The sequence below is a fragment of the Catenulispora acidiphila DSM 44928 genome (assembly GCF_000024025.1).
Classification (GTDB): domain Bacteria; phylum Actinomycetota; class Actinomycetes; order Streptomycetales; family Catenulisporaceae; genus Catenulispora; species Catenulispora acidiphila.
Window position 1 is genome coordinate 8,778,073 of record NC_013131.1, and the last position, 24,545, is coordinate 8,802,617.

Annotated in this window: 19 protein-coding genes; 7 read left to right on the forward strand and 12 right to left on the reverse strand. The window is 70.9% G+C overall.

Features of this window, described 5'->3' with window-relative positions:
* From CACI_RS37420 to CACI_RS37430, 3 genes are all read left to right on the forward strand, one after another.
* Positions 1–1,365 (forward strand): SDR family oxidoreductase, encoded by a 1,365-nt coding sequence (locus CACI_RS37420; protein WP_015796122.1) that lies wholly within the window; start codon positions 1–3, stop codon positions 1,363–1,365.
* 10 nt (positions 1,366–1,375) lie between these two features.
* Positions 1,376–2,533: a leucine-rich repeat domain-containing protein gene (locus tag CACI_RS37425; protein ID WP_015796123.1), complete on the forward strand. Its 1,158-nt coding sequence runs from the start codon at positions 1,376–1,378 to the stop codon at positions 2,531–2,533.
* 159 nt (positions 2,534–2,692) lie between these two features.
* Complete coding sequence (locus tag CACI_RS37430; RefSeq protein ID WP_015796124.1) at positions 2,693–3,634, forward strand: zinc-binding dehydrogenase; 942 nt, start codon at positions 2,693–2,695, stop codon at positions 3,632–3,634.
* A 52-nt stretch (positions 3,635–3,686) separates the two neighbouring features.
* Here CACI_RS37430 and CACI_RS37435 read toward each other — a convergent pair whose 3' ends face one another.
* Together CACI_RS37435 and CACI_RS37440 are read right to left on the reverse strand one after the other, a co-directional pair.
* Entirely contained in the window at positions 3,687–6,074 is a 2,388-nt protein-coding gene (locus CACI_RS37435; RefSeq protein WP_015796125.1) for a HelD family protein, read from the reverse strand.
* A gap of 152 nt (positions 6,075–6,226) precedes the next feature.
* The gene (locus tag CACI_RS37440; protein WP_015796126.1) at positions 6,227–7,690 is read right to left on the reverse strand and encodes an MFS transporter; all 1,464 of its coding nucleotides are present in this window, start codon (positions 7,688–7,690) and stop codon (positions 6,227–6,229) included.
* Positions 7,691–7,748: 58 nt separating this feature from the next.
* Between CACI_RS37440 and CACI_RS37445 the strand changes: the two genes are divergently transcribed.
* Positions 7,749–8,237 carry a MarR family winged helix-turn-helix transcriptional regulator gene (locus CACI_RS37445; protein WP_015796127.1) on the forward strand — a complete coding sequence of 163 codons (489 nt, stop codon included), beginning with the start codon at positions 7,749–7,751 and terminating at the stop codon, positions 8,235–8,237.
* Between the two features lie 48 nt (positions 8,238–8,285).
* Here the strand turns inward: CACI_RS37445 and pruA are convergent, their stop codons facing one another.
* The 4 genes from pruA to CACI_RS50615 all read right to left on the reverse strand — a co-directional run bounded on the left by pruA (position 8,286) and on the right by CACI_RS50615 (position 12,304).
* Positions 8,286–9,944 carry an L-glutamate gamma-semialdehyde dehydrogenase gene (pruA, locus tag CACI_RS37450; RefSeq protein WP_041543355.1) on the reverse strand — a complete coding sequence of 553 codons (1,659 nt, stop codon included), beginning with the start codon at positions 9,942–9,944 and terminating at the stop codon, positions 8,286–8,288.
* Between the two features lie 66 nt (positions 9,945–10,010).
* Entirely contained in the window at positions 10,011–10,691 is a 681-nt protein-coding gene (locus CACI_RS37455; RefSeq protein WP_049871843.1) for an HAD family hydrolase, read from the reverse strand.
* Between the two features lie 57 nt (positions 10,692–10,748).
* Positions 10,749–11,243 carry a DUF6912 family protein gene (locus CACI_RS51745; RefSeq protein WP_015796130.1) on the reverse strand — a complete coding sequence of 165 codons (495 nt, stop codon included), beginning with the start codon at positions 11,241–11,243 and terminating at the stop codon, positions 10,749–10,751.
* Positions 11,244–11,308: 65 nt separating this feature from the next.
* The gene (locus tag CACI_RS50615; RefSeq protein WP_015796131.1) at positions 11,309–12,304 is read right to left on the reverse strand and encodes a patatin-like phospholipase family protein; all 996 of its coding nucleotides are present in this window, start codon (positions 12,302–12,304) and stop codon (positions 11,309–11,311) included.
* Between the two features lie 180 nt (positions 12,305–12,484).
* Between CACI_RS50615 and CACI_RS46655 the strand changes: the two genes are divergently transcribed.
* Positions 12,485–14,278 carry a bifunctional lysylphosphatidylglycerol flippase/synthetase MprF gene (locus tag CACI_RS46655; protein WP_015796132.1) on the forward strand — a complete coding sequence of 598 codons (1,794 nt, stop codon included), beginning with the start codon at positions 12,485–12,487 and terminating at the stop codon, positions 14,276–14,278.
* Positions 14,279–14,293: 15 nt separating this feature from the next.
* On the opposite strand, the gene CACI_RS50620 is transcribed toward CACI_RS46655, so the two are convergent.
* Complete coding sequence (locus CACI_RS50620; protein ID WP_143765549.1) at positions 14,294–15,334, reverse strand: Rv3235 family protein; 1,041 nt, start codon at positions 15,332–15,334, stop codon at positions 14,294–14,296.
* Positions 15,335–15,615: 281 nt separating this feature from the next.
* The gene (gene secA, locus CACI_RS37480) at positions 15,616–18,390 is read right to left on the reverse strand and encodes a preprotein translocase subunit SecA (protein WP_041543358.1); all 2,775 of its coding nucleotides are present in this window, start codon (positions 18,388–18,390) and stop codon (positions 15,616–15,618) included.
* A gap of 171 nt (positions 18,391–18,561) precedes the next feature.
* On the opposite strand from secA, the gene CACI_RS37485 reads away from it, so the two are divergent.
* Together CACI_RS37485 and CACI_RS37490 are read left to right on the forward strand one after the other, a co-directional pair.
* Positions 18,562–19,209, forward strand: a complete 648-nt coding sequence (locus tag CACI_RS37485; protein WP_015796135.1) for a GNAT family N-acetyltransferase — start codon at positions 18,562–18,564, stop codon at positions 19,207–19,209.
* A 22-nt stretch (positions 19,210–19,231) separates the two neighbouring features.
* Positions 19,232–20,437 carry a winged helix-turn-helix domain-containing protein gene (locus tag CACI_RS37490; RefSeq protein ID WP_015796136.1) on the forward strand — a complete coding sequence of 402 codons (1,206 nt, stop codon included), beginning with the start codon at positions 19,232–19,234 and terminating at the stop codon, positions 20,435–20,437.
* A gap of 352 nt (positions 20,438–20,789) precedes the next feature.
* On the opposite strand, the gene CACI_RS51750 is transcribed toward CACI_RS37490, so the two are convergent.
* From CACI_RS51750 to CACI_RS37510, 4 genes are all read right to left on the reverse strand, one after another.
* Positions 20,790–21,605: a hypothetical protein gene (locus tag CACI_RS51750; protein ID WP_190276680.1), complete on the reverse strand. Its 816-nt coding sequence runs from the start codon at positions 21,603–21,605 to the stop codon at positions 20,790–20,792.
* A 60-nt stretch (positions 21,606–21,665) separates the two neighbouring features.
* Positions 21,666–22,379 carry a response regulator gene (locus tag CACI_RS37500; protein ID WP_063643558.1) on the reverse strand — a complete coding sequence of 238 codons (714 nt, stop codon included), beginning with the start codon at positions 22,377–22,379 and terminating at the stop codon, positions 21,666–21,668.
* A gap of 123 nt (positions 22,380–22,502) precedes the next feature.
* A complete protein-coding gene (gene hpf, locus CACI_RS37505) occupies positions 22,503–23,216 on the reverse strand; it encodes a ribosome hibernation-promoting factor, HPF/YfiA family (protein ID WP_015796139.1) in 714 nt (237 codons plus the stop codon).
* Between the two features lie 554 nt (positions 23,217–23,770).
* Positions 23,771–24,505 (reverse strand): ComF family protein, encoded by a 735-nt coding sequence (locus CACI_RS37510; protein WP_015796140.1) that lies wholly within the window; start codon positions 24,503–24,505, stop codon positions 23,771–23,773.
* Positions 24,506–24,545 lie beyond the last annotated feature (40 nt).

Below are 24,545 nucleotides of genomic sequence, written 5' to 3' on the forward strand. Positions count from 1 at the left end.
ATGGATCCGGAGGAGCTGAGCCGCGCGCTGTCGGCGCTGACCGCGCTGCCCGTCGACGATCCGGTCCGGCTGCGGGTGGAGCGGGTCGCAGAGTCCTTCGTGCGCGACGGCCGCCGGCGGCGGCAGAAGGAGCAGCGGCTGCGGCGCCAGGCGGCGGACCGGGCGGTGCTGGCGGCCTCGGCGACCGGAGCCGCCGAGCGGCGCGAGGACGCGCCGTTGGAGGTGCCGGACGACGCGCACCGGGCAGACCCCGACGCGGACTCGGTCGGCACGCTGCTGCGCCCGCAGCGCTGCTACGTCTGCAAGCGGCACTACACCCGGGTCTCAGCGTTCTACCACCAGCTCTGTCCCTCCTGCGCCGCCGAGAACCTGGCGTGGCGCTCGGCCCGCACCCCGCTGGACGGCCGGCGCGCGCTGGTCACCGGCGGCCGCGTGAAGATCGGGTTCCACGTCGCGCTGATGCTGCTGCGCGACGGGGCGGCGGTGCGGGTGGCCACGCGGTTCCCGCACGACGCCATACGCCGCTTCCGGCAGGTCGAGGACAGCGCGAAGTGGCTCGACCGGCTGACCGTCACCGGCCTGGATCTGCGGGATCCGCGCCAGGTGATCGAACTCTGCGACGGGCTGCTGGCCGAGGGCGAGCCGCTGGACATCCTGATCAACAACGCCGCGCAGACCGTGCGGCGCCCCGAGTCCTCCTACGCGCCGTTGATCGCCGCCGAGCGGTCCGCGGCGGCGGAGCTCAGCGGTGGCGGCGGGCTGCGAGAGCTGGCGCCGATCGCCGGGTACCACGGCGCGGGCGCCGACGCGGTGCCGCACAGCGCCGAGCTGGCCGTGGCCGGCGGCGCCGTCGACGAGAACGGCCTGCTGCCCGACCCCTCGCCGCACAACTCGTGGTCGGCGGAAATCGGCGAGCTGGACGCGGTCGAGCTGCTGGAAGTGCACCTGGTGAACGCCGTCGCGCCCGCGCTTCTCGCCGACCGGCTGCTGCCGCTGATGACCGGCTCGCCGTCCGCCCGGCGCTACATCGTCAACGTCACGGCGGTCGAGGGGCGCTTCGAGGTGCGCAACAAGACCGCCGGGCATCCGCACACGAACATGGCCAAGGCAGCGCTCAACATGCTGACCCGCACCAGCGCCGAGGCACTGGCGCGCCGCGGCGTCTACCTGAGCAGCGTGGACACCGGCTGGATCACCGACGAGAAGCCGATGCCGCGCAAGGCCCGGCACGCCGAGTCCGGTTTCCGTACGCCGCTGGACATCGTCGACGGCGCGGCGCGGATCTACCACCCGATCGTCAGCGGCGAGCGGGGCGAGCCGTTGTTCGGCGTGTTCCTGAAGGACTATCGGGCGGTGGCGTGGTGAGCGGGTCGTCATGGTGAGCGGCTTCGAGGCACGTCCCGCCGAGGAACTGGCGCCGGTCCTGGCCTGGCTGCGGCGCGGCGAGGCGGTGCGCGCCCGCACCGCGTTCCCGGCCGGCACCGCGCTGCCCGACGGCCGCCTGGACCTGTGCAAGCAGGACCTCGGTCCGCTCGGCGCCGCCGCGGTCGCCGACGCGCTGCCCGAGGGCGGCGGCCCGGTGAAGCACCTGCTGCTGGGGACCGACGGGCTCGGCGACGGCGGTGCGGCCGCGGTGGCGCCGAAGGCCGTCGCGGCCCGCGTCGAGACCCTCTACCTGGGCTGCAACAACATCGGCGGCGGCGGGGTCTGCGAGATCGCGAACCAGCTGATCGCCGCCCCCGGCGTGGTGAAGGCGCTGTGGCTCAAGCGCAACCCGGTCGGCGCGGACGGCGTGCGCGCGGTCGCCGAGACCGTGCGCGCCGGGACCGTCCTGCGCACCATCGACCTGACGCAGACCGGGCTGGCCGCGCCGGACGTCGCGGTGCTGGTCGACGCGATGATCGCGGCCGGCGGCGGCGCCCGCGCGATCGAACGCCTCTACATCGGCGGCAACCGGCTCGGCGCCGACGGGGCGCGGGAACTGGCCCGGCTGCTGGCCGCCGGAGCCGTCGCAGAGCTCTACGTCTCGGCCGCGCGCCTCGGCGACCCCGGCGCGCAGGTGCTGGCGGCTGCATTGCGCAGCGCACCGCCCGGAGCACTGCGCCGGCTGTCGGTGGCCAGCAACGGCATCGGCCCGGCGGCACTCGCCGAGCTGGTCGCGGCCGCCGCCGCGGCGGGGGTCGAGCTGGTCGACGCCGGACGCGTGAAGGCCGCCGCCATCCTCGCCGCCGACGACAACCACCTCGACGAGCCCGGCGCCGCGACCATCGCCGCCGCCCTGGCCGCCGCTCCGCACCGCCTCGCCTTCCTCAACCTGCGCTACACCGACCTCGGCAGCCCCGGCGCGCTCCGCCTCCTCGAAGGCGCCCAGCGCGCCGCCACGCCGACCCGTTTCCTGCTCGGCGGCGGTATCGCCAAGCGGGTCAAGAAGGAACTCACCGCGCTCGCCGCCGAGATCCCGGCGTCAGTGTTCGACGTCGCGCCGGACGTCCGGGCGATCCGCAGCGTCTACCGGACCGCGCCGCCCGCCTGACGCCGCGACCAGCCGACCCGGCCGGGCCACCCGACCCGACCCAGCCCGACGACCCGGCTGGACGCCGCAGTCTGACAACCCGACCGGCACCGGAACCGCCGCCGTGACGGCGCGCACAGCCACCGGAACCGGCCGCTACCGGCGGTCTATGCTCGGCGCATGTTCGCTGTGAGCGCCGTGCGCATCGACCCCAAGGACCCCCTGTCCGGCCTCGAGCTCGGGGAGCGCGACGAGCCCGCGCCCCGCGCGGGCTGGACCGCCGTCACGGTGAAGGCCGCGGCGCTCAACCACCACGACCTGTGGACCCTGCGCGGCGTCGGCATCACCGAGGACAAGCTGCCGATGATCCTGGGCTGCGACGGCGCGGGCGTCGACGACGACGGGAACGAGGTGATCATCCACTCGGTGATCGACCCGCGCGACGGCAAGCCGTCCATCCTCACCGAGGCCTACGACGGCACGTTCGCGCAGAAGGTGCTGGTCCCGAAGGCCAACCTGGTGCCCAAGCCCGCCGCACTGTCCTGGGAGCAGGCCGCGTGCCTGCCGACCGCCTGGCTCACCGCCTACCGCATGCTCTTCCGCAACTCCGGTCTGCGGCCCGGTGACACGGTGCTGATCCAGGGCGCCGGCGGCGGGGTGGCGACCGCGGCGATCGTGCTGGCGCGGGCCGCCGGCTTCCGGGTGTGGACCACGTCGCGCAGCGAGGAGAAGCGGGCGCGGGCCGTGGAGCTCGGAGCGCACGCCGCCTTCGCGTCTGGCGCCCGGCTGCCGGAGCGGGTCGACGCGGTGATGGAGACCGTCGGCGCCGCGACCTGGTCGCACTCGGTGAAGTCGCTGCGCCCCGAGGGCACGATCGTCATCTCCGGCGCGACCTCCGGCGCCATGCCGCCGGCCGAGCTGACCCGCATCTTCTTCCTGCAGCTGCGGATCGTCGGCTCCACCATGGGGTCGCTGGACGAGCTCAAGGCGCTGGCCCGGCTGTGCGAGGCGACCGACGTGCGGCCGGTCGTCGACTCGGTGCTGCCGCTGTCCGAGGCCCGGACCGGGTTCGCGCGGATGGAGCAGGGCGAGGCGTTCGGCAAGATCGTCTTCACGCTCTGACCGGACCCCGCCCGCTGCCACGGCGCTGAATCAGCCCTGCCACGGCTCTGAATCAGCCTTCGACGTCGATGATCCCCAACCGCTGTGTCGCCCGGGTCAGCGCCACGTAGAGATCGTTCTCGCCGTGCTGGGCGGTGACGATCGCCGCCGGGTCGACGACCAGCACCGTGTCGAACTCCAGTCCCTTGGCCTGGCGCACCGGCAGCACGACGGTGCGCCGCTCCAGATCCGGGTCCGAGCCGTACCCCGCCTCGGGCAGCCGCGCCGACACCGCAGCCGCCACCTCGGCGAGGCGTTCGGCGGGCACCAGCACCGCCATCCGTCCGGTGTCCCCGGCGGCCAGCTCCGCGTCCTCGCGCAGCGCCAGCTCCGCGACCTTCTCAGCGAGCGAAGACGCCGGCACCGACACCCGCCAGGGCTCCTCGCCGCTGGAGCGCACCGAGCGCGGCGGCTTCAGCCCCGGGTCGATGCGCTCGAGCACCTCCGCGGCCAGGGCCATGATCTCCGAGGGCGTGCGGTAGTTCACCGTCAGCTCCGCCAGCCGCCACCGGTCCCCGACGTGCGGCGCGAGCGTCGTGTCCCAGGACGCCGCACCGGCCGGGTCGCCGGTCTGCGCCACGTCGCCGACCAGGGTCATCGACCGCGCCGGGCAGCGCCGCATCAGCAGCCGCCAGGCCATCGGCGAGAGCTCCTGCGCCTCGTCCACGATGACGTGCCCGAAGGTCCAGGTCCGGTCGGCCATCGCGCGCTCGGCGACGCTGCGGCCGTCCACCTCCTCGAACCGCTCGGCCAGCATCTCGGCCGAGACCAGGTCCACGGCGGTGACGATCTCCTCGCGCGGGTCCTCCAGGTCGATCGACCGGGAGCCCTCGGCCACCTCCAGCGCGCCCTGCGCGTAAGCGATCCGGGCCCGGCGCTCCGCCTCGGCGCGCGCCGCCGCCTCGGCGGTGTCGGAGTCGCCGAGCAGTTCCGCGGCCTCGTCCAGCAGCGGGATGTCGGCGGCCGACCAGCCGCCGGGGGTGCGGATCAGCAGGTCGATCTCAGCGTCCGTCAACAGCGGCGCGCCCTCGGCGCTGGCCTCGCCGACCTCGCCAACCGCCCCGACCTCGTCCACGGCCTCGCGCAGCAGTTCCGGCGTCGCGAACAGCTCGGCCAGCATCCGCTGCGGGGTCAGCTGCGGCCACAGCCAGTCCAGCGCCTCCTGCACGCTCGGCTCGTCGACCAGCGACGCCGCGACCTGGTCACGGTCGGCCCGGCCCAGGAACACGCCGTCGGCCATCTCGGCGGGGTCCTCGCCGAGCTCCTCGGCGATCAGGTTCACCATCGCCAGCGTCTCCTGGCGGTGCGGGTCGTCGTTGAGCCGGTCCACGACCTGCCCGGCCAGGGTGTCGATGATGTGCTCGGCGAACGCCTTGCGCCCCAGGTTGGGCAGCCGGCTCGCCTTGCGCCCCAGCTCGCGGGCGGCCTCGCAGGTCTCCCGGTCCAGCCGGTACTTCACGCCCTCGTAGACCACTTCCAGCACGTCCTCGGGCACGCGCTGCCGGGCCCGCACCGCACCGGCGATCAGCTCGGCCATCGCCGCCCGGCCCTTGATCTCGGCGACCTCCGGCGCGTCGGCGCGCGAGGCCCGCACTCCCGGGAACATCTCCCCGACCGTGGACAGCACCGCACTGGTCTCCCCCAGCGCCGGTAGCACATGCGAGACGTAGCGCAGGAAGGTCGGGTTCGGCCCGACGATCAGCACGCCGCGCTTGGCCAGCCGCTCGCGGTAGGTGTAGAGCAGGTAGGCCGCGCGGTGCAGCGCCACGGCGGTCTTGCCGGTCCCGGGACCACCCTGCACGACCAGGACGCCGCGCAGCTCCGACCGGATCGCGTGGTCCTGTTCGGCCTGGATGGTCTCCACGACGTCGCGCATGCGGCCGGTGCGCCCGGCGGTCAGCGCCGCCAGCAGCGCGCCCTCGCCGACCAGCCCGGAGGCGTCTCCGTCGGCCGCGACGTCCAGGTCGAGCACGTCGTCGTCGATCCCCACGACGGTCCGGAACCGGGTGCGGATGCTGCGCCGCCGCCGCACGCCCTGCGGCGCCGCGGAGGTCGCCACGTAGAAGGGCCGCGCCGCCGGGGCACGCCAGTCCAGCAGCAAGGGGTCGAAGTCGCCGTTCTCGTCGAGGATGCCGATCCGCCCGACGTAGCGGCGTTCGCCCTCGGCGAGGTCCAGGCGGCCGAAGCAGAGCCCTTCCTCGGCCGCGTCCAGCTGGGCGAGCCGGCCGGCGCCGCCGGCGGCCAGGCCGTCGCGCTCGGTGCGGGCCTGCTGGGTCCCCCCGGAGGCCTGCAGCACGCCGGACAGCTGACCTGCGGCGTGGGCGCGCAACGTGTCGAGCCGGGTGTACAGGAGGTCGAGGTACCGCTGTTCGTGGAGGATTTCTTCCGTGCCCCTTGACAAAACGCCTCCCGATGCCTCAGAATCAAGCACGTACCAGTTTTCTGGTTATGCGGGTGTGCCCGAAAACTCTACGATAGCAGATGCCATCGCAGAGCCTTCGGGCTCGTTTTGTTTTCCGGGGGCGCCTGCGGTACTTCCGCGCCGCGTGCCGATCAGCCGGTCGTGACCACCAGGTCCCCCTCCACGTCGGCCAGCGCCTCGGCCTCCGCCTCGCTGTGCACGTTCCGGGTCCGCAGCGCGATCACCGCGGCGCACGCGACCGCGATCGCGCAGGCGGTCAGCGCCCACGACAGTCCGGAGGTGAACGCCGCGGTGGGCTGCACGCCCTTCTTCACCTCGCTGGTCACCCGCGCCGTGGAGACCGCGGAGAAGATCGCGAGTCCGAGCGCGCCGCCGACCTGCTGCGAGGCGTTCAGCAGCGCCGCGGCCAAGCCCGCCTGGTGGTGCGGGACGCCGGCGTTGGCGGCCGTGGTGATCGCCACGAACAGGAACCCGAGACCGATCGCCATGATCACCATGCCGGGCAGCAGCCCGCTGACGTAGGAACCGTGGACCTTCAGCTGCGCCAGCAGGTAGATGCCGACCGCGGCGATCGCCGATCCTGTCACCACCACCGGCCGGGTACCGACCTTGCCGACCAGCTTCGGCGCCGCTCCCGCCCCGATCCCGACACCGATCGTGATCGGCAGGTAGGCCAGACCCGTGCGGATCGGCGACCAGCCCTCGACGTTCTGCATGTACAGGGTGAGGAAGAAGAACATGGAGATGAAGCCGGCGACTCCGACCAGCTGCGTGACGTCCGCGGCGACCAGACCGCGGATCCGGAAGACCGACAGCGGCAGCAGCGGGTTGCGGGTGAGGCGCTCGTTGACGACGAACCCGACCAGCAGCAGCCCGGCGCCGGCCAGCTCCACCACCGTCCGCACCGAACCCCAGCCCTGGTCGGGCGCCTTCACCAGACCGAACACCAGCAGGAGCATCCCGGTGGTGACCAGGAACGCGCCGACCAGATCCAGACCCTTCAGCGCGACCTTCTTGCCGTCGGGCTCGAACATCCGGAACGCGGCGACCAGGATCACCACGCAGAACGGCGGGTTCACGAACATCACCGAGCGCCACCCGGGACCGTCGGTGAGCAGCCCTCCGGCCAGCACGCCGACCGCCGAGGCGAGCCCGGCCACCGCACCCCACGCACCGAGCGCCTTGGTTCGGTCCGCCCCCTCCTTGAAGGTGGTGGTGAGCAACGACAGCGCGGCGGGCATCATCAAGGCGGCGCCGACACCCTGCACCAGCCGCGCGCCGACCAGCAGACCTGCGCTGTTGGCGAAACCGCCGGCCAGCGAGGCCACACCGAACAGCATGGTCCCGGCGACCAGGATCCGGCGCCGGCCGAACAGGTCGGCGGCACGTCCGCCGAGCAGCATGAAGCCGCCGTAGGTGAGCAGATAGCCGCTCGGCACCCACTGCAGGCCCTGCGTGCTGAAGTGCAGATCCTGGCGGATCGACGGCAGTGCCACGTTCACGATCGAGGCGTCCACCAGATCCAGGAACGCGACACCGCACAACAGCAGCAGAATGAGCTTGCCCCTGCCGGTTGATAGGAAGGATGCAGACACGGGAGACCCCCTCCGGTACGCTTACTTTGAATTCCGTACGTTACGAAGAAGGTATCATATGAGTTCCGTATCACCTACTGATGCCGCGGCCACCCGGGAACGCCGGCGCACCATGAACCAGATCACGGACACCTTCCGCGAGATGTCCGTGGTGATGACGGTGCTCAACCTGCGGGCCGGCGAGCAGGTGGGGCTGCGGGACGTGGAGATGAAGGCGCTGGACGTGCTGATGCGCGACGGCGCCATGAGCGCCAAGGCGCTCGGCCAGCGCCTGGGCATGCACCCGGCGACCATGACCGGGATCCTGGACAAGCTGGAGAAGTCCGGCTGGGTCGTGCGCGAGCGCAGCCCGGAGGACCGGCGCGTGGTGCTGATCCAGCCGGTGCGCGAGCGGGTCGGGGAGGTCGTGCGGCTGTTCGCCGGGATGAACGGCACCGCGATCGAGCTGCTGGACCGCTATGACACCGAGCAGCTGGAGACCATCCTCGGGTTCATGAACACCATGGTGGACATGGCGAAGCAGGCTTCGAAGCAGTGGGGCGAGTGACGGCTTCGCCGGGGTGGCACTCGGCCTCGCGCGGGTAGTCGCTACTCGCTAATCCATATGCGGGTAGCGGTACTCCGTCGGCGGGACGAACGTCTCCTTGATCAAGCGCGTCGACGTCCAGCGCATGAGGTTCTGCGCCGACCCGGCCTTGTCGTTCGTGCCGGAGGACTTGGACCCGCCGAAGGGCTGCTGGCCGACCACGGCACCGGTCGGCTTGTCGTTGATGTAGAAGTTGCCGGCGGCGAAGCGCAGCACGCTCATCGCCTCAGCCACGGCCGCCCGGTCCTGCGCGATGATCGAGCCGGTGAGCGCATAGTCGGTGACGCCCTCGACGCCGCGCAGCACCCGGTCGTAGTCGCTGTCTTCGTACACGTAGACTGACAGCAGCGGGCCGAAGTACTCGGTGGAGAAGATCGCGTGCTCAGGGTTCGAGCACACCATCACCGTCGGGCGCACGAAGTAGCCGATCGAGTCGTCGGCTGTCCCGCCGGCGGCGATCCGGATGCTGTCGTCGGTGTGCGCGACGTCCAGCACCCGGCGGTGCTTGGCGAAGGCCCGCGCGTCGATCACCGCGCCCATGAAGTTCGCCAGCTCGGCCGGATCGCCCATGCTCAGGCCGTCGACCTCGGCCGAGAATTCCTCGCGCAGCCCGGCGCCGGTCCACAGCGAACGCGGGATGTAGGCGCGGGAGGCCGCCGAGCACTTCTGGCCCTGATACTCGAACGCGCCGCGGGTCAGCGCCGTCTTCAGCACCGCCTTGTCGGCGCTGGGATGGGCCAGCACGAAGTCCTTGCCGCCGGTCTCGCCGACGATGCGCGGATAGGCGCGGTAGGCGGCGATGTTCTCCCCGACGGTGCGCCACAGGTGCTGGAAGGTCGCTGTCGAGCCGGTGAAGTGGATACCGGCCAGGTCCCGGCTGGCCATGACCACCTCGGAGACCGCCAATCCGTCGCCGGGCAGCATGTTGATCACCCCGGGCGGCAACCCCGCGGCCTCCAGCAGCCGCAGGGTGAAGTGCGCGGCGAGCTGCTGCGTCGGCGAGGGCTTCCAGATCACCGTGTTGCCCATCAGCACTGGGGCGGTCGGCAGATTGCCGGCGATCGCGGTGAAGTTGAAGGGCGTGATCGCGTAGACGAAGCCGTCCAGCGGCCGGTGGTCGGTGCGGTTCCAGATGCCGTGGGAGTTCTCCGGCGGCTGCTCGGCGAGGATCTGGCGGGCGAACTCGGCGTTGAAGCGCCAGAAGTCGATCAGCTCGCAGGCGCTGTCGATCTCGGCCTGCACCGCGGTCTTGGACTGGCCGAGCATGGTCGCCGCGTTCAAGGTGGCGCGCCAGGGACCGGAGAGCAGGTCGGCGGCCTTGAGCAGGATCGCGGCGCGGTCGTCGAAGGAGAGCGCGCGCCAGGCCGGGGCGGCGTCGCGGGCGGCGGCGACGGCCGCGCGGGCGTCGTCCTGCGTCGCGTTGTGCAGGGTGCCCAGGACCGCCTGGTGGTTGTGCGGCTGCACCACGTCGATCGGTGCGCCGCCACCGGGACGCCGGACGCCGCCGATGGTCGCGGTGAGGTCATGGCGCACGGCGGACAGCGCGGTCAGCTCCGTGATCAGGGCCGAGCGCTCGGGCGTCCCCGGCGCGTAGGAGAGCACCGGCTCGTTATACGGGGCGGGGACACTGGTGACGCCGGTGACGGACTCGTAAGCGTGCGCGGCCATGATCCGCATCCCATCGCGGCCTGCGAGGGGGCGCCACACCATTGCGCCGATCGATGGACGCCAGGATCAGCCCTCGGCGGCCATGACCTCGTCGATCAGCGCCACAGCAGCGGTCAGACTGTCCGCGATCGGCACCCCGACAGCCCGCAGCGACTGCGCGGCAGCGAACCCGCCGGAGTAGAGGATCACGCGCGCGCCGACACTGGCGGCAGCCGCGGCGTCGTCGGGCGAGTCGCCGATGAGAACCACCCGCGCAGGATCCACGCGCAGACGGGTCAGGTGGTCCTGGAGGTGCAGTCCCTTGCGCGACGGACGCGGCGGCAGAGTGCCCTGAACCAGCTCGAAGTAATGGGCGATGCCATGGTGCTGGACGACGGGGACGAGCTTGTCGTCGTGATACATCGACAGCAGCGACTGCGAATGCCCGCGCCCGGACCACTCACGGAACAGGTCCGGCAGACCGTCGGACAGCCGAGCCTCGCGCTCATAGGCGACGTAGTACTTGTGGAAAGTGGCGTCCAGCCCCTCCCACTCCTCATCGCCGGGCTCGTGACCGAGGATGTCGGCGTAGAAGGCACGGATCGGCATCTTGATCAGCGTCCGGTACTGCTCAGCCGTTATCGCGGGCAACCCGTGATCGGTGAACGAGTCATTCGTGGAACGCAGGATGATCTCGAAGTCGTTCAGGACGGTGCCGTTCCAGTCCCAGACGAGGTGCAGCGGTTCATGATTCTTCGGCACGGTCACCTGGACAGGCTATCGGCGGGAACCAACTGATTTTGGTGCCCCGAGGTGACGCTCCCGTTAACCCAACAGGTCCGGCAGCTCCTGCGTCGCGTACCAAAGCAGCTCGTGATCGTCGATGCCGTCGACGGTGAACGACGCGTCCTCGTCGCCGGCGTCGGCGGCGCCGAGGAGGACCACGGCGAGGGCCACCTCGTCGAGGACGCCGGGGTCGTCGACGTGCAGGGAGGCCACCCAGGACAGGGGGATCTCGGCGGTGACGCGGACCAGGCCGGGTTCGGCGCCGTCCAGGACGGGCTGGGCGTGGGCGTCGGGGACCTCGGCGGCGACGACCGCGCGGCGGCGGGCGGCTTCGGGGGCGTCGGCGAGCAGGCGCAGGGAGGCGCGCGCGGCGTCGGTCAGGGCGGCGTACTCCAGCTCCTCGCTGTCTCCTTCGGTGTACCACTCGCGCAGCGCCGGGGTGACCGCGTAGGCCGTCAGCGGGGCGGGGGCGACCAGGCCCGTCTTGTGGAGTTCGGCGAGCACTGAGAGGGTCGCGGGAAGGTAGACGCGCATTGCGCCATTATCCCCTCCGGGGGTGCGATGGAGTGCGCCGCGCCGTGGGGCGCCACCGCGGACTTCTACGGCAGGGTCCGCTGCGCCTCGATCTGCTCGCGGGTGGTGCGCATCGCGGTCTCCAGGACGTGCGGGCGGCGGCCGACGTCCATCACGTTCAGGCCGATGGCTTCGAAGTCGTCGGCGGTCGGGCAGAACACGATGACCTTGGTGCCGTCGGCGCGCACCCGCTGCGCCTCGACCAGCATCCGGCGGGTCACGCCTCGCCGATAGCGGCGCGCCACACGCTCCATGACACTGTGCGGCGGCCCGTTGAAGCCGCGCACCGCCATCGGCGCCAGGACGTACAACTCGTCCAGCGGCGGCTCGCCGATCTCCTCGAAGCCCTGCTTGGCCGCCACGTCCACATTGGTTGCCGACCACATGCCGCCGTCGACGTAGCGGCGGCCGTCAATGATGATCGGGGCGAACCAGCCGGGGATCGCGCAGGAGGCGGTCACGGCCTCGGCCAGCGTGGTGTGCGGCGCGCGGGGACTGCCGAAGGTGACCCGCTCGCCGGTGGCGTAGTCCAGCGCCACGATGCGCAGCGCCTTGTGCGGAGACCAGCCGTCGACGGCGCGCGGCAGGCCTTCGACGAGGTCGCCGACACCGCCGAGCGAGCCCCGGCCGGGAGGCAGCGCCGCGGCCATGACCGCGGTCGGCGGCACGGAACGCGGGTGTCGTGCGGTCCGGGCCAGCAGCGGACCGGAGCCGAGGCGCAGCTTCGGGCGCTCGGGGTGCGCGCCGCCGGCCGCGGTGGCGTAGTCGAACTCCACGCCGGTGAGCGGACCCTGTCCGATGCGTCCGGTCAGCTGGTGCTCGTGCAGGTCCTCCGCGGTGGCGCCGGCACCGACCAGCGCGGCGAGCACCGAGCCGGCGGAGGTCCCGACGATCATCTCGGCCTCGCGCGGATCCCAGCCGATCGCCTCGCTGAGCACAGTCAGCGCCCCGACCATCCAGGCCGCGCCGAGCATGCCGCCGCCGCCCAGCACCAGCCCGCGCCGCATCGCCGTGGATGCCATCGCGTCTCTCCCGTCGCCGGTGATCCGTTCGTCTCGACTCTTGACAACTTCCCCCGACTGTAACGGCGCATGCGGCGCTGCACCTGCTACCGGAAACGACCGAAGTCGGATACACCAGCGTTGCTGAAGGGAATACCGTGACATGGAGGGGCTGTTCGTGTGTCGCGGGAGGTGGTGCCCATGGCTGACAGGGATGGAAGCGAGAACCCGGTCCCGGAGCATCGGCTGACGGTCTGGCCGTTCGCCGCCCTGGTCCTGGCCGCGGCGGCGACGCTGTTCGGGTACGCCGCAGCCTCCGCGCCGCCGTCCTGGCTCACCAGGACGGTCATCGTGATCACCGGCACGTCGCCCTCCGGCGGCCACGCGGTGCACCTCGGCCTCACGTTCCTGCTGCTCGGGCGCGGTTTGTACATGCGGCGTCTGATGGCGCTGTATCTGACCTCCGCCGCTGTCGCGTGGACGACGGCGATGTCGCTGATCACCTGGGACCAGCCGTGGCGGCTGCTGCCGATGGCGGCTTTCGCGTGGGCGCTGTGGGGCGCGCGGATGCGGTTCACCGCGGTGCCCGACGCGGCGCGGGTGCGTACGGCCCTGCACATGCTGCTCGGGTTCGGCATCGTCGCGCTCGTGGTCGGCGGCGGCGGGATCTTCCTGCAGCGGGACCGTCTCAGCTCCTCGCTGACGCCGGTCGGGCTCGGGCGCGAGCTGCTCGACGGGCTGACGGGAAACTCCGAGCCGATGACGATCGAGGGGCGGTCGTGGTTTCTCCACGGGCTGTCGCTGCTCGGCGGGGTCATGCTGCTGCTGGTGCTGACGTGCCTGTTGGCGCCGGCGCGGGCGCCGCTCCCGGGGACGGACACCGAGCGGGACCGGGTGCGCCGATTAGTGCAGCATCCTGACTCCGACACGCTGGCTCCGTTCGCGCTGCGTCATGACAAGTCTTATGTGTTCTCCCCCGACGGCCGCGCCGCGATCGGGTATCGGGTGTTCCTGGGGACCGCCGTGGTCGGCGGCGACCCGCTCGGCGCGGCGGACGCGCGGGAGGCGGCGGTCGTCGAGTTCCTGGCTTTGTGCCGACGCCAGGGCTGGCGGCCGACAGTTCTCGGCGCGCGCGAAGAGCTGATGCCGCTGTGGAAGGCGCACGGGATCCGGCGCGGGATCGAGATCGGCGACGAGGTCATGCTGGACGTCGCCGGGTTCTCGCTGGAGGGGCGGTCGATCCGCAACGTGCGGCAGGCGGTGCGGCGTACGCACAAGACCGGGATCACCACGCGCGTCTTACGCGAGACGGCGCTGGACGAGGAGGAAGCCGACCAGCTGCTCGGCATCCACCAGCGCTGGCTGAAGGGACACGCCGAGCACGGCTTCGCGATGAACCTGGACGCCATCACCTCGGCGCGGCACCCCGACGCGCTGCTGATCGTGGCGTACGCCGCCGACGGCCGCGCGGTCGGCTTCCAGCGCTACCACCCGGTCGGCGGCGACCAGGCCTCCGGCCACCCCACGGCGCTGTCGCTGGACGTCATGCCGCGCGACCCGCAGAGCCCGAACGGAGTGAACGAGCGCCTGATCGTCGACCTGATCGCCTGGGCCCACGACCGCGGCATCGGCGAGATCTCCCTGAACTTCGCAGCCTTCCGCCCCATCATGGACGCCGGCGCCGAGCGCACGCTGTTCCAGAGCGCGGCGTACCGCGCGATCCACCTCCTGGACCCATGGATCATGCTGGAGAGCCTGTACCGCTTCAACGCCAAGTTCCGCCCCGGCTGGCAGCCCCGATCGGTGATGTTCCGCTCCTGGGGCGAGGTCGGATGGCTCGCGGCATCAGCCCTCGCGATGGAGTTCTCCCTGCCACTGGATCGGCGACGGGTCGCCCCCGCCGGCGAGCGGGCACACGGCGAAGCCGGGATCGCCGATCGCGGAGTCGGAGACGAAGGCACCGTGGGCGGCGCGGTACGGCGGCGGGGCTGGTAGGAACGCGTCCCCGCCTCAGCCGGTCTGAAGCGCGGTACAGCGCCATCGCGAGTCCTCGGCACGGTCGAAACGCAGGGCGACGACATGAGTGCGGCCGCCCTCTTGGAGCAGCGCGAGGGCTTCGACGCCGTCGCCACTCTCGGCGAGACGGACCGATTTCAGCGACGCGGTGCGGGCGTAACGCGGGGTACGGAGTTTGCCGCGGACCTCGGGATCGGTCCAGCGAGCCGCGTGGGTGGCGGCGCGATGACCTCTGAGGATCTCGACCAGGACGCCGACCAGGGCTCTTACTTCGCCATACGTCTTCTGCGACGGCGCGGGACGGCGAGGCGGCGCGGGTGCCGGAGCGGCTTCGATCGGCAGGATGTGAGGACGGCGCTCGACTGCCGGGCGCTCAAGCCGCGCCAACGCTCGCGCCAGCGCGCCGGTGGGAGGATCGGGCAACGGCGTCGGATAGGCGACCACCGCACCTGCCCGCACGACCGACACAAGCAGCCCGGGGCGCGGTTCACGACCAGCGCCCGACAAAGGACGCCACACCTTGGCATACTCCGGCGACCAAGCATCCACCGACGACGGCACGAGTCCGGCATCATCCGAGTCCTGCGAACCAGCGGACCGGTCGCCGCCAAGCCGCTGACCATTGGGCCGCGCACCAGCGCTCTGGTCGCTGCCTAGCGATTCGCCGTCGGCCCAGTCGCCGCCAAGCCGCTGACCGTTGGCCCGCGCACCAGCGCTCTGGTCGCTGCCTCGCGACTCGCCATCAACCCAGTCGCTGCCAAGCCGCGCAGCCGAGGCCCGCGCACCCGCGCCCTGGTCGCTGCCTAGCGATTCGCTGTCGGCCCAGTCGCCGATGTGCCTACTGCCTCGCGATTCGCCATCAGCCCGCTCGCTGTCACCCTGCCCGGCGCTGCCCCGCTCGCCATCAGCCCAATCGCTGCCGCGCCCGCTGCTGCGCGACTCGCCACCTGCCCGCTCGCCAGCACTGAATTCGCCCTCTTCGTCGCTGTCTCCGAACGCCCCAGTTTCGATCTCAATTTCCGCGACCGCGTCCACCCACACCGCGATGCCTGGGAAGTCTGGCCTGTTATCCCGCCGCCAGTGCGCGCCGACCCCGGCTGTCCCGATCGCGCGGACCGATCGCACTGGTGTCATGGGCCACCGCCTCCCCCTGCCGTGCGCGAACCCTGTCGTGCGCGAACCTTGTCGTGCGAGAACCGAGGTTCCAGCAGATCACAGGGCCATGCGAAACGGCTGACTTCCCGAGGAAAGTCAGCCGTTCGGCTCAGCTCAGATCTGCTGCTTCAGTGCTGCTTCAACGCGGTATCAGTGCTGCCTCAGCGCTTCTTGCGCTTGCCCGAGGAGCGGCGGCGGGGAGTGTCGTCCTCGGCCGGTTCGGGTGCGGCGTCCTTGTCGGCGTACTCCGCGGCGAAGGAGACCTCGCGCTGGAGGACGCCGCCTTCGCCGTCGACGGTCGGGGCGGTGTAGTTCAGGTGGTCCGGGCGGCGGGGGGTGTCCAGGCCCTTGGCGTGGAGCTGGGGGACGGCGTCCTGGACGCCGTTCTGGCCGGCCAGGGCGTTGGCGGTGGCGGCGGCCTGGGCTTGGGCCTGGGGGTCCTGGTTCACTGCTTCGACCTCGACCTTGAGGTTGAACAGGTAGCCGACGGACTCCTCCTTGATGGCGTCCATCATCGCCTGGAACATCGCGTAGCCCTCGCGCTGGTACTCGACCAGGGGGTCGCGCTGGGCCATGGCTCGCAGGCCGATGCCTTCCTGGAGGTAGTCCATCTCGTAGAGGTGCTCGCGCCACTTGCGGTCCAGGACCGACAGGACGACGCGGCGCTCGAGCTCGCGGGTGATCTGCTCGCCGAGCTGCTCCTCGCGGGCGTCGTAGCCGCTGCGGATGTCGGCGATCAGCTCGTCGGCCAGGACGTCGCGGGTGACCTTGTCGGCGCCGCCGGCGGCCTCCTCGATCTCCTCGACCGTCACCGAGATCGGGTAGAGCGTCTCCAGGGCGGTCCAGAGCTTGTCCAGGTCCCACTCCTCGGCGTAGCCCTCGGCCGTGGCGGCGTCGACGTAGCCGGCGATGGTGTCGTCCATCATCAGCCGGACCTGATCCTCCAGGTCCGCGCCGTCGAGCACCTTGCGGCGCTCTTCGTAGACCACCAGGCGCTGGCGGTTGAGGACCTCGTCGTACTTCAGGACGTTCTTGCGGATCTCGAAGTTCTGCTGCTCGATCTGGGTCTGCGCGCTGGCGATGGCACGGGTGACCATCTTGTGCTCGATCGGGACGTCCTTGGGGACGTTCGCCATGGCCAGCACGCGCTCGACCATGCCGGCCTTGAACATGCGCATCAGGTCATCGCCCAGCGAGAGGTAGAACCGGGTCTCGCCGGGGTCGCCCTGGCGGCCGGCGCGACCGCGCAGCTGGTTGTCGATACGGCGGGACTCGTGGCGCTCGGTGCCCAGCACGTACAGGCCGCCGAGTTCCTGGACCTCGTCGTGCTCGGCCTTCACCTTGCGCTTGGCCTTCTCCAGGGCGTCGGGCAGCGCTGCCACCCACTCGTCCGGAGTGCCCTCCGGGTCCAGACCGCGCTGCTGCAGCTCGCCGTTGGCCAGGTCGTCGGGGTTGCCGCCGAGCTGGATGTCGGTACCGCGGCCGGCCATGTTGGTGGCCACCGTGACCGCGCCCTTGCGCCCGGCCTGGGCCACGATCGCGGCCTCGCGCTCGTGGTACTTGGCGTTCAGGACCTCGTGCGGGACGCCGCGCTTGCGCAGCATCTGGGAGAGCCGCTCGGACTTCTCCACCGAGGTGGTGCCGACCAGGATCGGCTGGCCCAGGGCGCTGCGCTCGGCGATGTCCTCCACGACCGCCTCGAACTTCGCCTCCTCGCTGACGTAGATCAGGTCCTGCTGGTCCATGCGGATCAGCGGCCGGTTCGTCGGGATCGGGACCACGCCGAGCTTGTAGATCTGCTGGAACTCCGCGGCCTCGGTCATGGCCGTACCGGTCATGCCGGCCAGCTTGTCGTAGAGGCGGAAGTAGTTCTGCAAGGTGATCGTGGCGAGCGTCTGGTTCTCGTCCTTGATCTCGACGTTCTCCTTGGCCTCGATGGCCTGGTGCATGCCCTCGTTGTAGCGGCGGCCGGCCAGGATGCGGCCGGTGTGCTCGTCGACGATCATGACCTCGCCGTTCATCACGACGTAGTCCTTGTCCTTCTTGAACAGCTCCTTGGCCTTGATGGCGTTGTTCAGGTAGCCGACCAGGGGGGTGTTCACGGACTCGTAGAGGTTGTCGATGCCGAGCAGGTCCTCGACCCGCTCCACGCCGCGCTCCAGGATGCCGACGGTGCGCTTCTTCTCGTCGACCTCGTAGTCCACGTCGGGCGCCAGCCGGTCGACGATCTTGGAGAAGTCGGTGTACCACTTGGTGGCCTGGTCCGCCGGACCGGAGATGATCAGCGGGGTCCGCGCCTCGTCGATGAGGATCGAGTCGACCTCGTCGACACAGGCGAAGAAGTGGCCGCGCTGCACCATCTCCTCGCGGGACCACGCCATGTTGTCGCGCAGGTAGTCGAAGCCGAACTCGTTGTTGGTGCCGTAGGTGATGTCGCACTCGTACTGCTCGCGGCGCTCGGCCGGCGTCATGTTCGCCAGGATCACGCCGACCTTCAGCCCCAGGAACCGGTGCACTCGGCCCATCCAGGAGGAGTCGCGCTCGGCCAGGTAGTCGTTGGTGGTGACGATGTGCACGCCCTTGCCGGCCAGCGCGTTGAGGTACGCCGGCAGGGTGCCCACCAGGGTCTTGCCCTCGCCGGTGCGCATCTCGGCGATGTTGCCCAGGTGCAGGGCGGCGCCGCCCATCATCTGCACCTTGTAGTGCCGCTGGCCCAGCGTGCGCTTGGCCGCCTCGCGGACGACCGCGAAGGCCTCCGGCATCAGGTCGTCCAGCGTCTCGCCGTCTTCCAGGCGGGCCCGGAACTCATCGGTCTGAGCGCGCAGCTCGGCGTCGCTCATCTGGACGTAGTCGTCCTCGATCTCCTCGACGAGATCGGCGACGGCCTCAAGCCGGCGCAGGATCTTCCCCTCGCCGGCCCGCAAGACCTTGTCCATCAGACGCGCCACGGCAGACAACTCCTCGATTACGGGCTCGGGCAGGCAGGGTTGTGCCCCGCCTTTTCCAACATGTTATGCGACGGTCCTCGCTCCAAGGGAAGAGCGCGGCGTAATGATCATCGGCATATTCCCTGGAGTCCGCCGATCCGGCTCGCCTACGGTGGAGCGATGGACATACCGCAAACGCGCGAGCGCCCCGAACCGGTTCCCGTACCGGACTTCGTATTGGCTGCTCCGCCGCTGCCCGAGGGCCCTTTGCAGACCCCGCGGCTGCTGTTGCGGCCGTGGCGCGAGGAGGAGATCGCCGCCGTCTGCGCGATCTGCCAGGATCCGGACGTTCAACGATGGACCACGGTGCCCTCGCCCTATCAGCTGAAAGACGCGGAGTGGTTCGTCCGGGAACACGCCCCGAAAGGGTTCCGCAGCGGGGACGAGGCGACGTTCGGCGTCTTCGTGAAGGAGACCGGCCAGATCGCCGGCGCGGTCGGGCTCGCCGGGATCACGACCCTGGTCGTGAACCGCGGCGTGCGGACCGCCGAGGTGGGCTACTGGGCCAATCCGGAGACGCGCGGCAACGGCTACATCACCGAGGCCGTGCGCGAAGTCGTGCGCTGGGCCTTCGAGGACGTCAAGCTCGGGCGTGTCGTCTGGCAGGCCTTCGACGGCAACGAGGCCTCGCGCCGGGTGATCGAGAAGGTCGGCTTCACCATCGTCGGCCGGCAGCGCGCCTCGCACGCGCACCGCGGGGTGCCCAAGGACATGTGGCTGGCCGACATCCTGCCCGGAGAGCTGCGGTGGTCCGCCACCCTGCGGTGACTTGTCGGTACCGACCGCTAGCGTGACGGATGTGACGTCCGTACCCGTGCCCCACACCGAACTGTCCGCCGCCGAGGCCCGGCGCCTGGCTCTGCACGCGCAGAGGTTGATCGGCGTACCGGACCGGCGCGGCGGCGTCGCGGGTCTGCTGCAGCACCTGGGCGCGGTCCAACTGGACACCATCAGTGTGCTGGCACGCTCGCACGAGCTGGTCCCCTACGCCCGGCTCGGCGCGATCGGACGCGAGGCGATCGAGCACGCGTACTGGAACCACGAGGCGCACGGCGCGTCGACCTTCGAGTACTGGGCTCACGCCGCCTGCATCCTGCCGGTCCAGGACTGGCCGACGTTCGCCTACCGCCGCGCGGCCTTCCGCGCGCGGGCCAACGGCGGCTGGGGCATGCCGACCACCGGCGAGGCCGAGGCGATGGTGCTGGGCAAGCTGCGGGACGAGGGTCCGTGCATGACCTCGGACTTCGGCGGGGCGCGCAAGAGCGCCGAGTGGTGGGACTGGTCGGAGAGCAAGGTCGCGGTCGAGAAGATGCTGGCGACCGGCGACGTGGTGTGCGTCGAGCGGCGCGGCTGGCGGCGGGTGTACGACCTGCCGGAGCGGGCGCTGCCGAAGGCGGTGCTGGACGCGCCGGAGCCGACCCGCGAGGAATCGCACGTCCGCCTGCTGGCGCAGGCCGGCCGGCGGCTGGGCGTCGGAACGATAGGCGATCTGGCCGACTACTACCGGTTGAAGATCCCTGATGCCAAGCCTCTGATGGAGCGGACCGGCTTGATCCCGGTGACCGTGCGCGGCTGGAGCCATCCGGCATGGGCCGACCCCGCGGCGCTGGAGCTGCTGGCCGCCGGCGGCCCGCGCGGCCGGCACCGGACGACGCTGCTGTCCCCGTTCGACTCGCTGATCTGGGAGCGCGACCGGATGGAGCGCATCTTCGGCATGGTGCACCGGATCGAGGCCTACACCCCGGCCGCCAAGCGGGTCCACGGCTACTTCGCGATGCCGCTGCTGGCCGGCGGCAAGCTCCTGGGCCGCGTGGACCCCAAGCGCGAGGGCAAGACGCTGGTCGCGCGGAAGGTGTCGCTGGACACGGCGAACGCGGTGCAGCCGATGGCCGACGCGTTGAGGGAAGCCGCGCTGTGGGTCGGCTGCGACGCCGTCGCGGTGGAGCAGGTGACGCCGCCGACTGCGGCGGGAGCGTTGAGGATCGCGCTCAGCTGAGGGAACGGCGCTTCAGCTATTACTCCCCCGCCGCGCGCCAAACACATCAGACACCGAACACATCAGGCACCGAACACATCAGGCACCGAGCGCTACCGCCACAACGGCTGCGGCGGCGCTCGAAGCAGCTGATCATCGCCTCGGCGCCACAGCCTGCCGCACTGCTTCATCCACTTCATCCACCACTGCGGTCGCTGTGCTGACCGCTATCAGCCGCCCGCGCTACCGCCACAACGGCTGCGGCGGCGCTCGAAGCAGCTGATCATCGCCTCGGCGCCGTAGCCTGCCGCGCTACTTCATCCACTTCATCCACCACTGTGGTCGCTGTGCTGACCGCTATCAGCCGCCCGCGCTACCGCCACAACGGCTGCGGCGGCGCCCCGAACCACCCGACCAGCACCTCGGCGTCGTCCGTGCGCAGCCCGCCGCGCCAGTCGACCAGCTCCAGCCCGCGCTCGCGCAGCAGTCCCCCGAAGGCGCCCGCGACGTCCGCTCCGGCGATGCCCGTGCGGTACACTCCGGCGACCGTCACCCGGCTTGCGGTGTCGACGAGTCCGTAGACGTGCACGCCGTCGACGACCGACAGGGCGTAGCCGCCCTGGACCACGCCGCGGCCCTCGATCGCGACCGGGCGGACGAAGTGGGTCGTGGTGCCCAGGCCGGCGGCCAGGTCCTCGACCGTGAGCGTGACGCCGGCCAGCGGTGCGGCCGGGTCGGTGCGCAGGTGGATCTCGGTGAAGCCGGGTCCGGAGCGGAACTCGTCCTGGATGCGGCGGATGGCGAGCAGGTTCTCCTCGATCGCGGCTGCTCCGCGGGCGCTGACCAGCTCCACGTCGCGCCACAGGTCGTCCTTGACCAGCAGGACCGTGCGGCCGTCCAAGGGTCCGGCGATGTCCGGGAGGCGGTCGCTGATGCTGGACATGCTGAAGTGGATGTCGCGGGCGGGCATCATCTCGACCCGGGGTTCCTGCTCCACGCGGCGCAGGGTCAGTTCCATCTCGCCGATCAGCTCGTACTCCTCGCGGAAGGCCGGCTCGGCGCGGACCACCCGCCACACCTGGCCGGCGGCCTCGAGCATCTGCGTTCCGTCGAACGCCGGGGGCAGACTCTCCGACGGCACCACCGTGCGCGCTATCACCCCGCCGTCCGCGGCGTCTCTCAACGTCACGGATATCTCCATGGTCACGAACCTACGCGGGGTGAGTCTTGCGATGTCAAGCAGCGAACGCTAGGTGATCTCCAGCAGTTTCTCCCGCACCGCGTAGACCACGGCTTCCATCCGGGAGTGGAGGTTCAGCTTCTCCAGGATGTTGCGGACGTGGTTCTTCACTGTGTTCTCGGTGATGAACAACTCCTTGGCGATCTCCCGGTTGTTGCGCCCCGTGGCGACCAGCTTGAGGACTTCCATCTCGCGGTCGGTGAGCTTGGGCGCCGAGGAGACGGGACCGGGCGCCGGGGCGGCGTCGGCGCCGCGTGCCAAAGCGGCGAAGCCGGTCATCAGCTTCGCCGCCATCGAGGGACTGACCTGTGATTCACCGCGCTGGACGGCGCGCAGGGCGTCGGGGATGGTATGCGGCAGCACGCTTTTGAGCAGGTACCCGGAGGCGCCGGACTTGACCGCCTCGTACAGGTCGGTCTCCTCGTCGCTGGAGGTCAGCATGATGACCTTGGTGTCCGGGACCGAGCGCTTGATCGCCGCGCAGGCGGTGAGGCCGTCCGTGTCGGGCATCCGCACGTCGAGGATCACCACGTCCGGAGCCAGCTCCTGGGCCTTGTGCAGGGCCTCGGCGCCGTCCGACGCCTCGCCCACGACCTCGATGTCGTCCTCGGTGTCGAGCACGACGGCCAGCCCCCGCCGCAGGAGCGTGTGGTCGTCGGCTATGAGGACTCTTATGGCTTCCGACACAGGACCATGATGGCACCTCGAGGGGACATGTGACATTACCCAATTGAGTGATCGTTGAACCCTCACAACACCTCGCGGAGCCGATAAGCCGGCTCCGCGAGAGAGTTCCTTGAGATCAGAGTCCTGTCGGCTGCGCGTCAGCCGAAGGGAAAGCGCCGATCAGCGCCGTGCGCTGGCCATCCGGTCCGACGGCGACGAGCCGTTGATCATGGGCTCGGCCATCTCCTCGGCGGCTTCGAGGTGGATCACGCCGTAGTCGTAGGCGCGGCGCCGGTAGACCACCGCCGGCAGGCCGGAGTCCTTGTCGACGTAGAGGTAGAAGTCGTGGCCGACGAGTTCCATCTCGTACAGCGCCTGGTCGAGCGTCATCGGAGCCGCGGCGTGGGTCTTCTCCCGCACCACCATCGGGCCCTCGCCGGCCTGGCCGGGGACGCCGTAGGCCGGCAGGTCCACCTCGGGGTTGTCCCCGGCGGCGCCGTCCGACGTCAGCAGCGGCGCGGTGCCCGGCGGCAGGTCCGCCATCGGCGGGAGGTGCTTGATGGAGTCGGCGATCGCCTTGCGGTTGCGGTGGATCTTCCGCCGGTCCTTGACCCTGCGGAGCTGCGCCTGGAGCTTGGCCGCGGCCAGATCGAGCGCCGAATACGGGTCGCCGGCGCACGCCTCGGCCCGGATCACCGGGGACCGGGGGCAGTCCAGCGTCAGCTCGATCCGGTCCTTCTGCTCGGACTGGCGGGGGTTCTTCTCCTCGCCCAGCACGACGGTGAGGCTGATGGCCTTGCCATCCATCTCCTCCACCTTGGCCAACTTCTCCACCACGTGCCGACGGAACCGGTCGGTCACCTCGTGATGGCGGCTCTTGACGACGATGTCCACGCGCGTTCTCCAATCTCGCGTTCAGATCTGTACCGGGCTCCATGGCCTCGGCTTCGGCGTCGGATGAGAGTTGATCCAGCGGCGCCTCCGCGAAGTGATCGGGGACTGCTCTTGCCTTGATCTGTCCTTGTGGATCGGACTGTGCTTGTCGATCTCTGTGCCTGTTAGATCTCCAACGTACGCCGGGTCGCTTAGGTGCCCGGGATTCCGAGTGGAGGGAGTCACAGCCGATACGGGGTCCGACGAAAGTCGCCGGAGGTACGGCCGGGACGGGAGGGGTTTGAGGGGGAATAGCCGTCGGAAGATGGCGGGCCGCCTGCTACAGACGGCTGATTATGTGCTGACTCGTGCGCATCGTGCCTGCTCACTGTCTCGTTGCCGAGTGCCTATGGCTGAAAACTAGCCCCGGATCGCCCTCGGCGGAAGAGGCCGAACGGGGCGTTGGACCGTTCGAGTGATCGGAACGGTGTTCGACCGGGGTTTGTGCGGGGTTTCGTGGTGATTCCTCGGCGGTTCACAGAATGAGACTCCTCGGGATACCGGCTCCGGAGCGGTCAGGAACGCACCCGCGCGGCGGCGATCGTGGCCGCGCCCAGGACCGGCACGCCGGCCGTCCGCAGCGCGCGGGCCGCCTCGGCGAGGCTGGCGCCGCTGGTGCTGATGTCGTCGACGAGGACCACTCGGGAGGCCGCGACACCGGCGGCAGCAGCCGCACGGCGGGCCCGCAGCGCCCCCGACAGGTTCGCCTGGCGCTCCTCGCGGGAGAGCCCGGCCTGGTCCCGCACGGCTCGCGCGTGGCACAGCGCGGGCACGGCACGCACCGGAGCCCCGACTTCGCGCAGCGCTCGCGCGGCGGTCCGGGCCAGCCGGGCCGTGGTGTCCGCACCGCGCTCGCGGACGACCTCGCGGCGCGAAGGCATCGGGACCAGCGCCACCGGCGCCGAAACCGTGCTGCCCACCGCAAAATCCGCTTCGCCGCCCGTCGCGTCGAGGGTCTGCGCGACGGCCCGGGCGAGTGCCCGGCCCAACGCGCGCCGCAGATCGGTGCGGCCGCGCTCCTTGTACCCGATGAGCATCGTCCGAATCGGATCCTCGTAGCGCGCCACGGCGTGCGTGCGCGGCGTACCGGGCACCGCGGCCAGCGTGCGCCACGGTCCGCCTTCGGCCAACAAGGCGTCGCAGTCCTCACAGAGCGGCTCTCCAGAGGGCTGCGGACGCCCGCAGCCGCCGCAGTCGCGCTCGGCGGCCAGGTCCAGCAGGGCAGCCCAGAGCGGGCGGATCAGCGGCATCGGACCCCCGGTTCGCGCTGTGGTCGGAACGTGGCGGAAT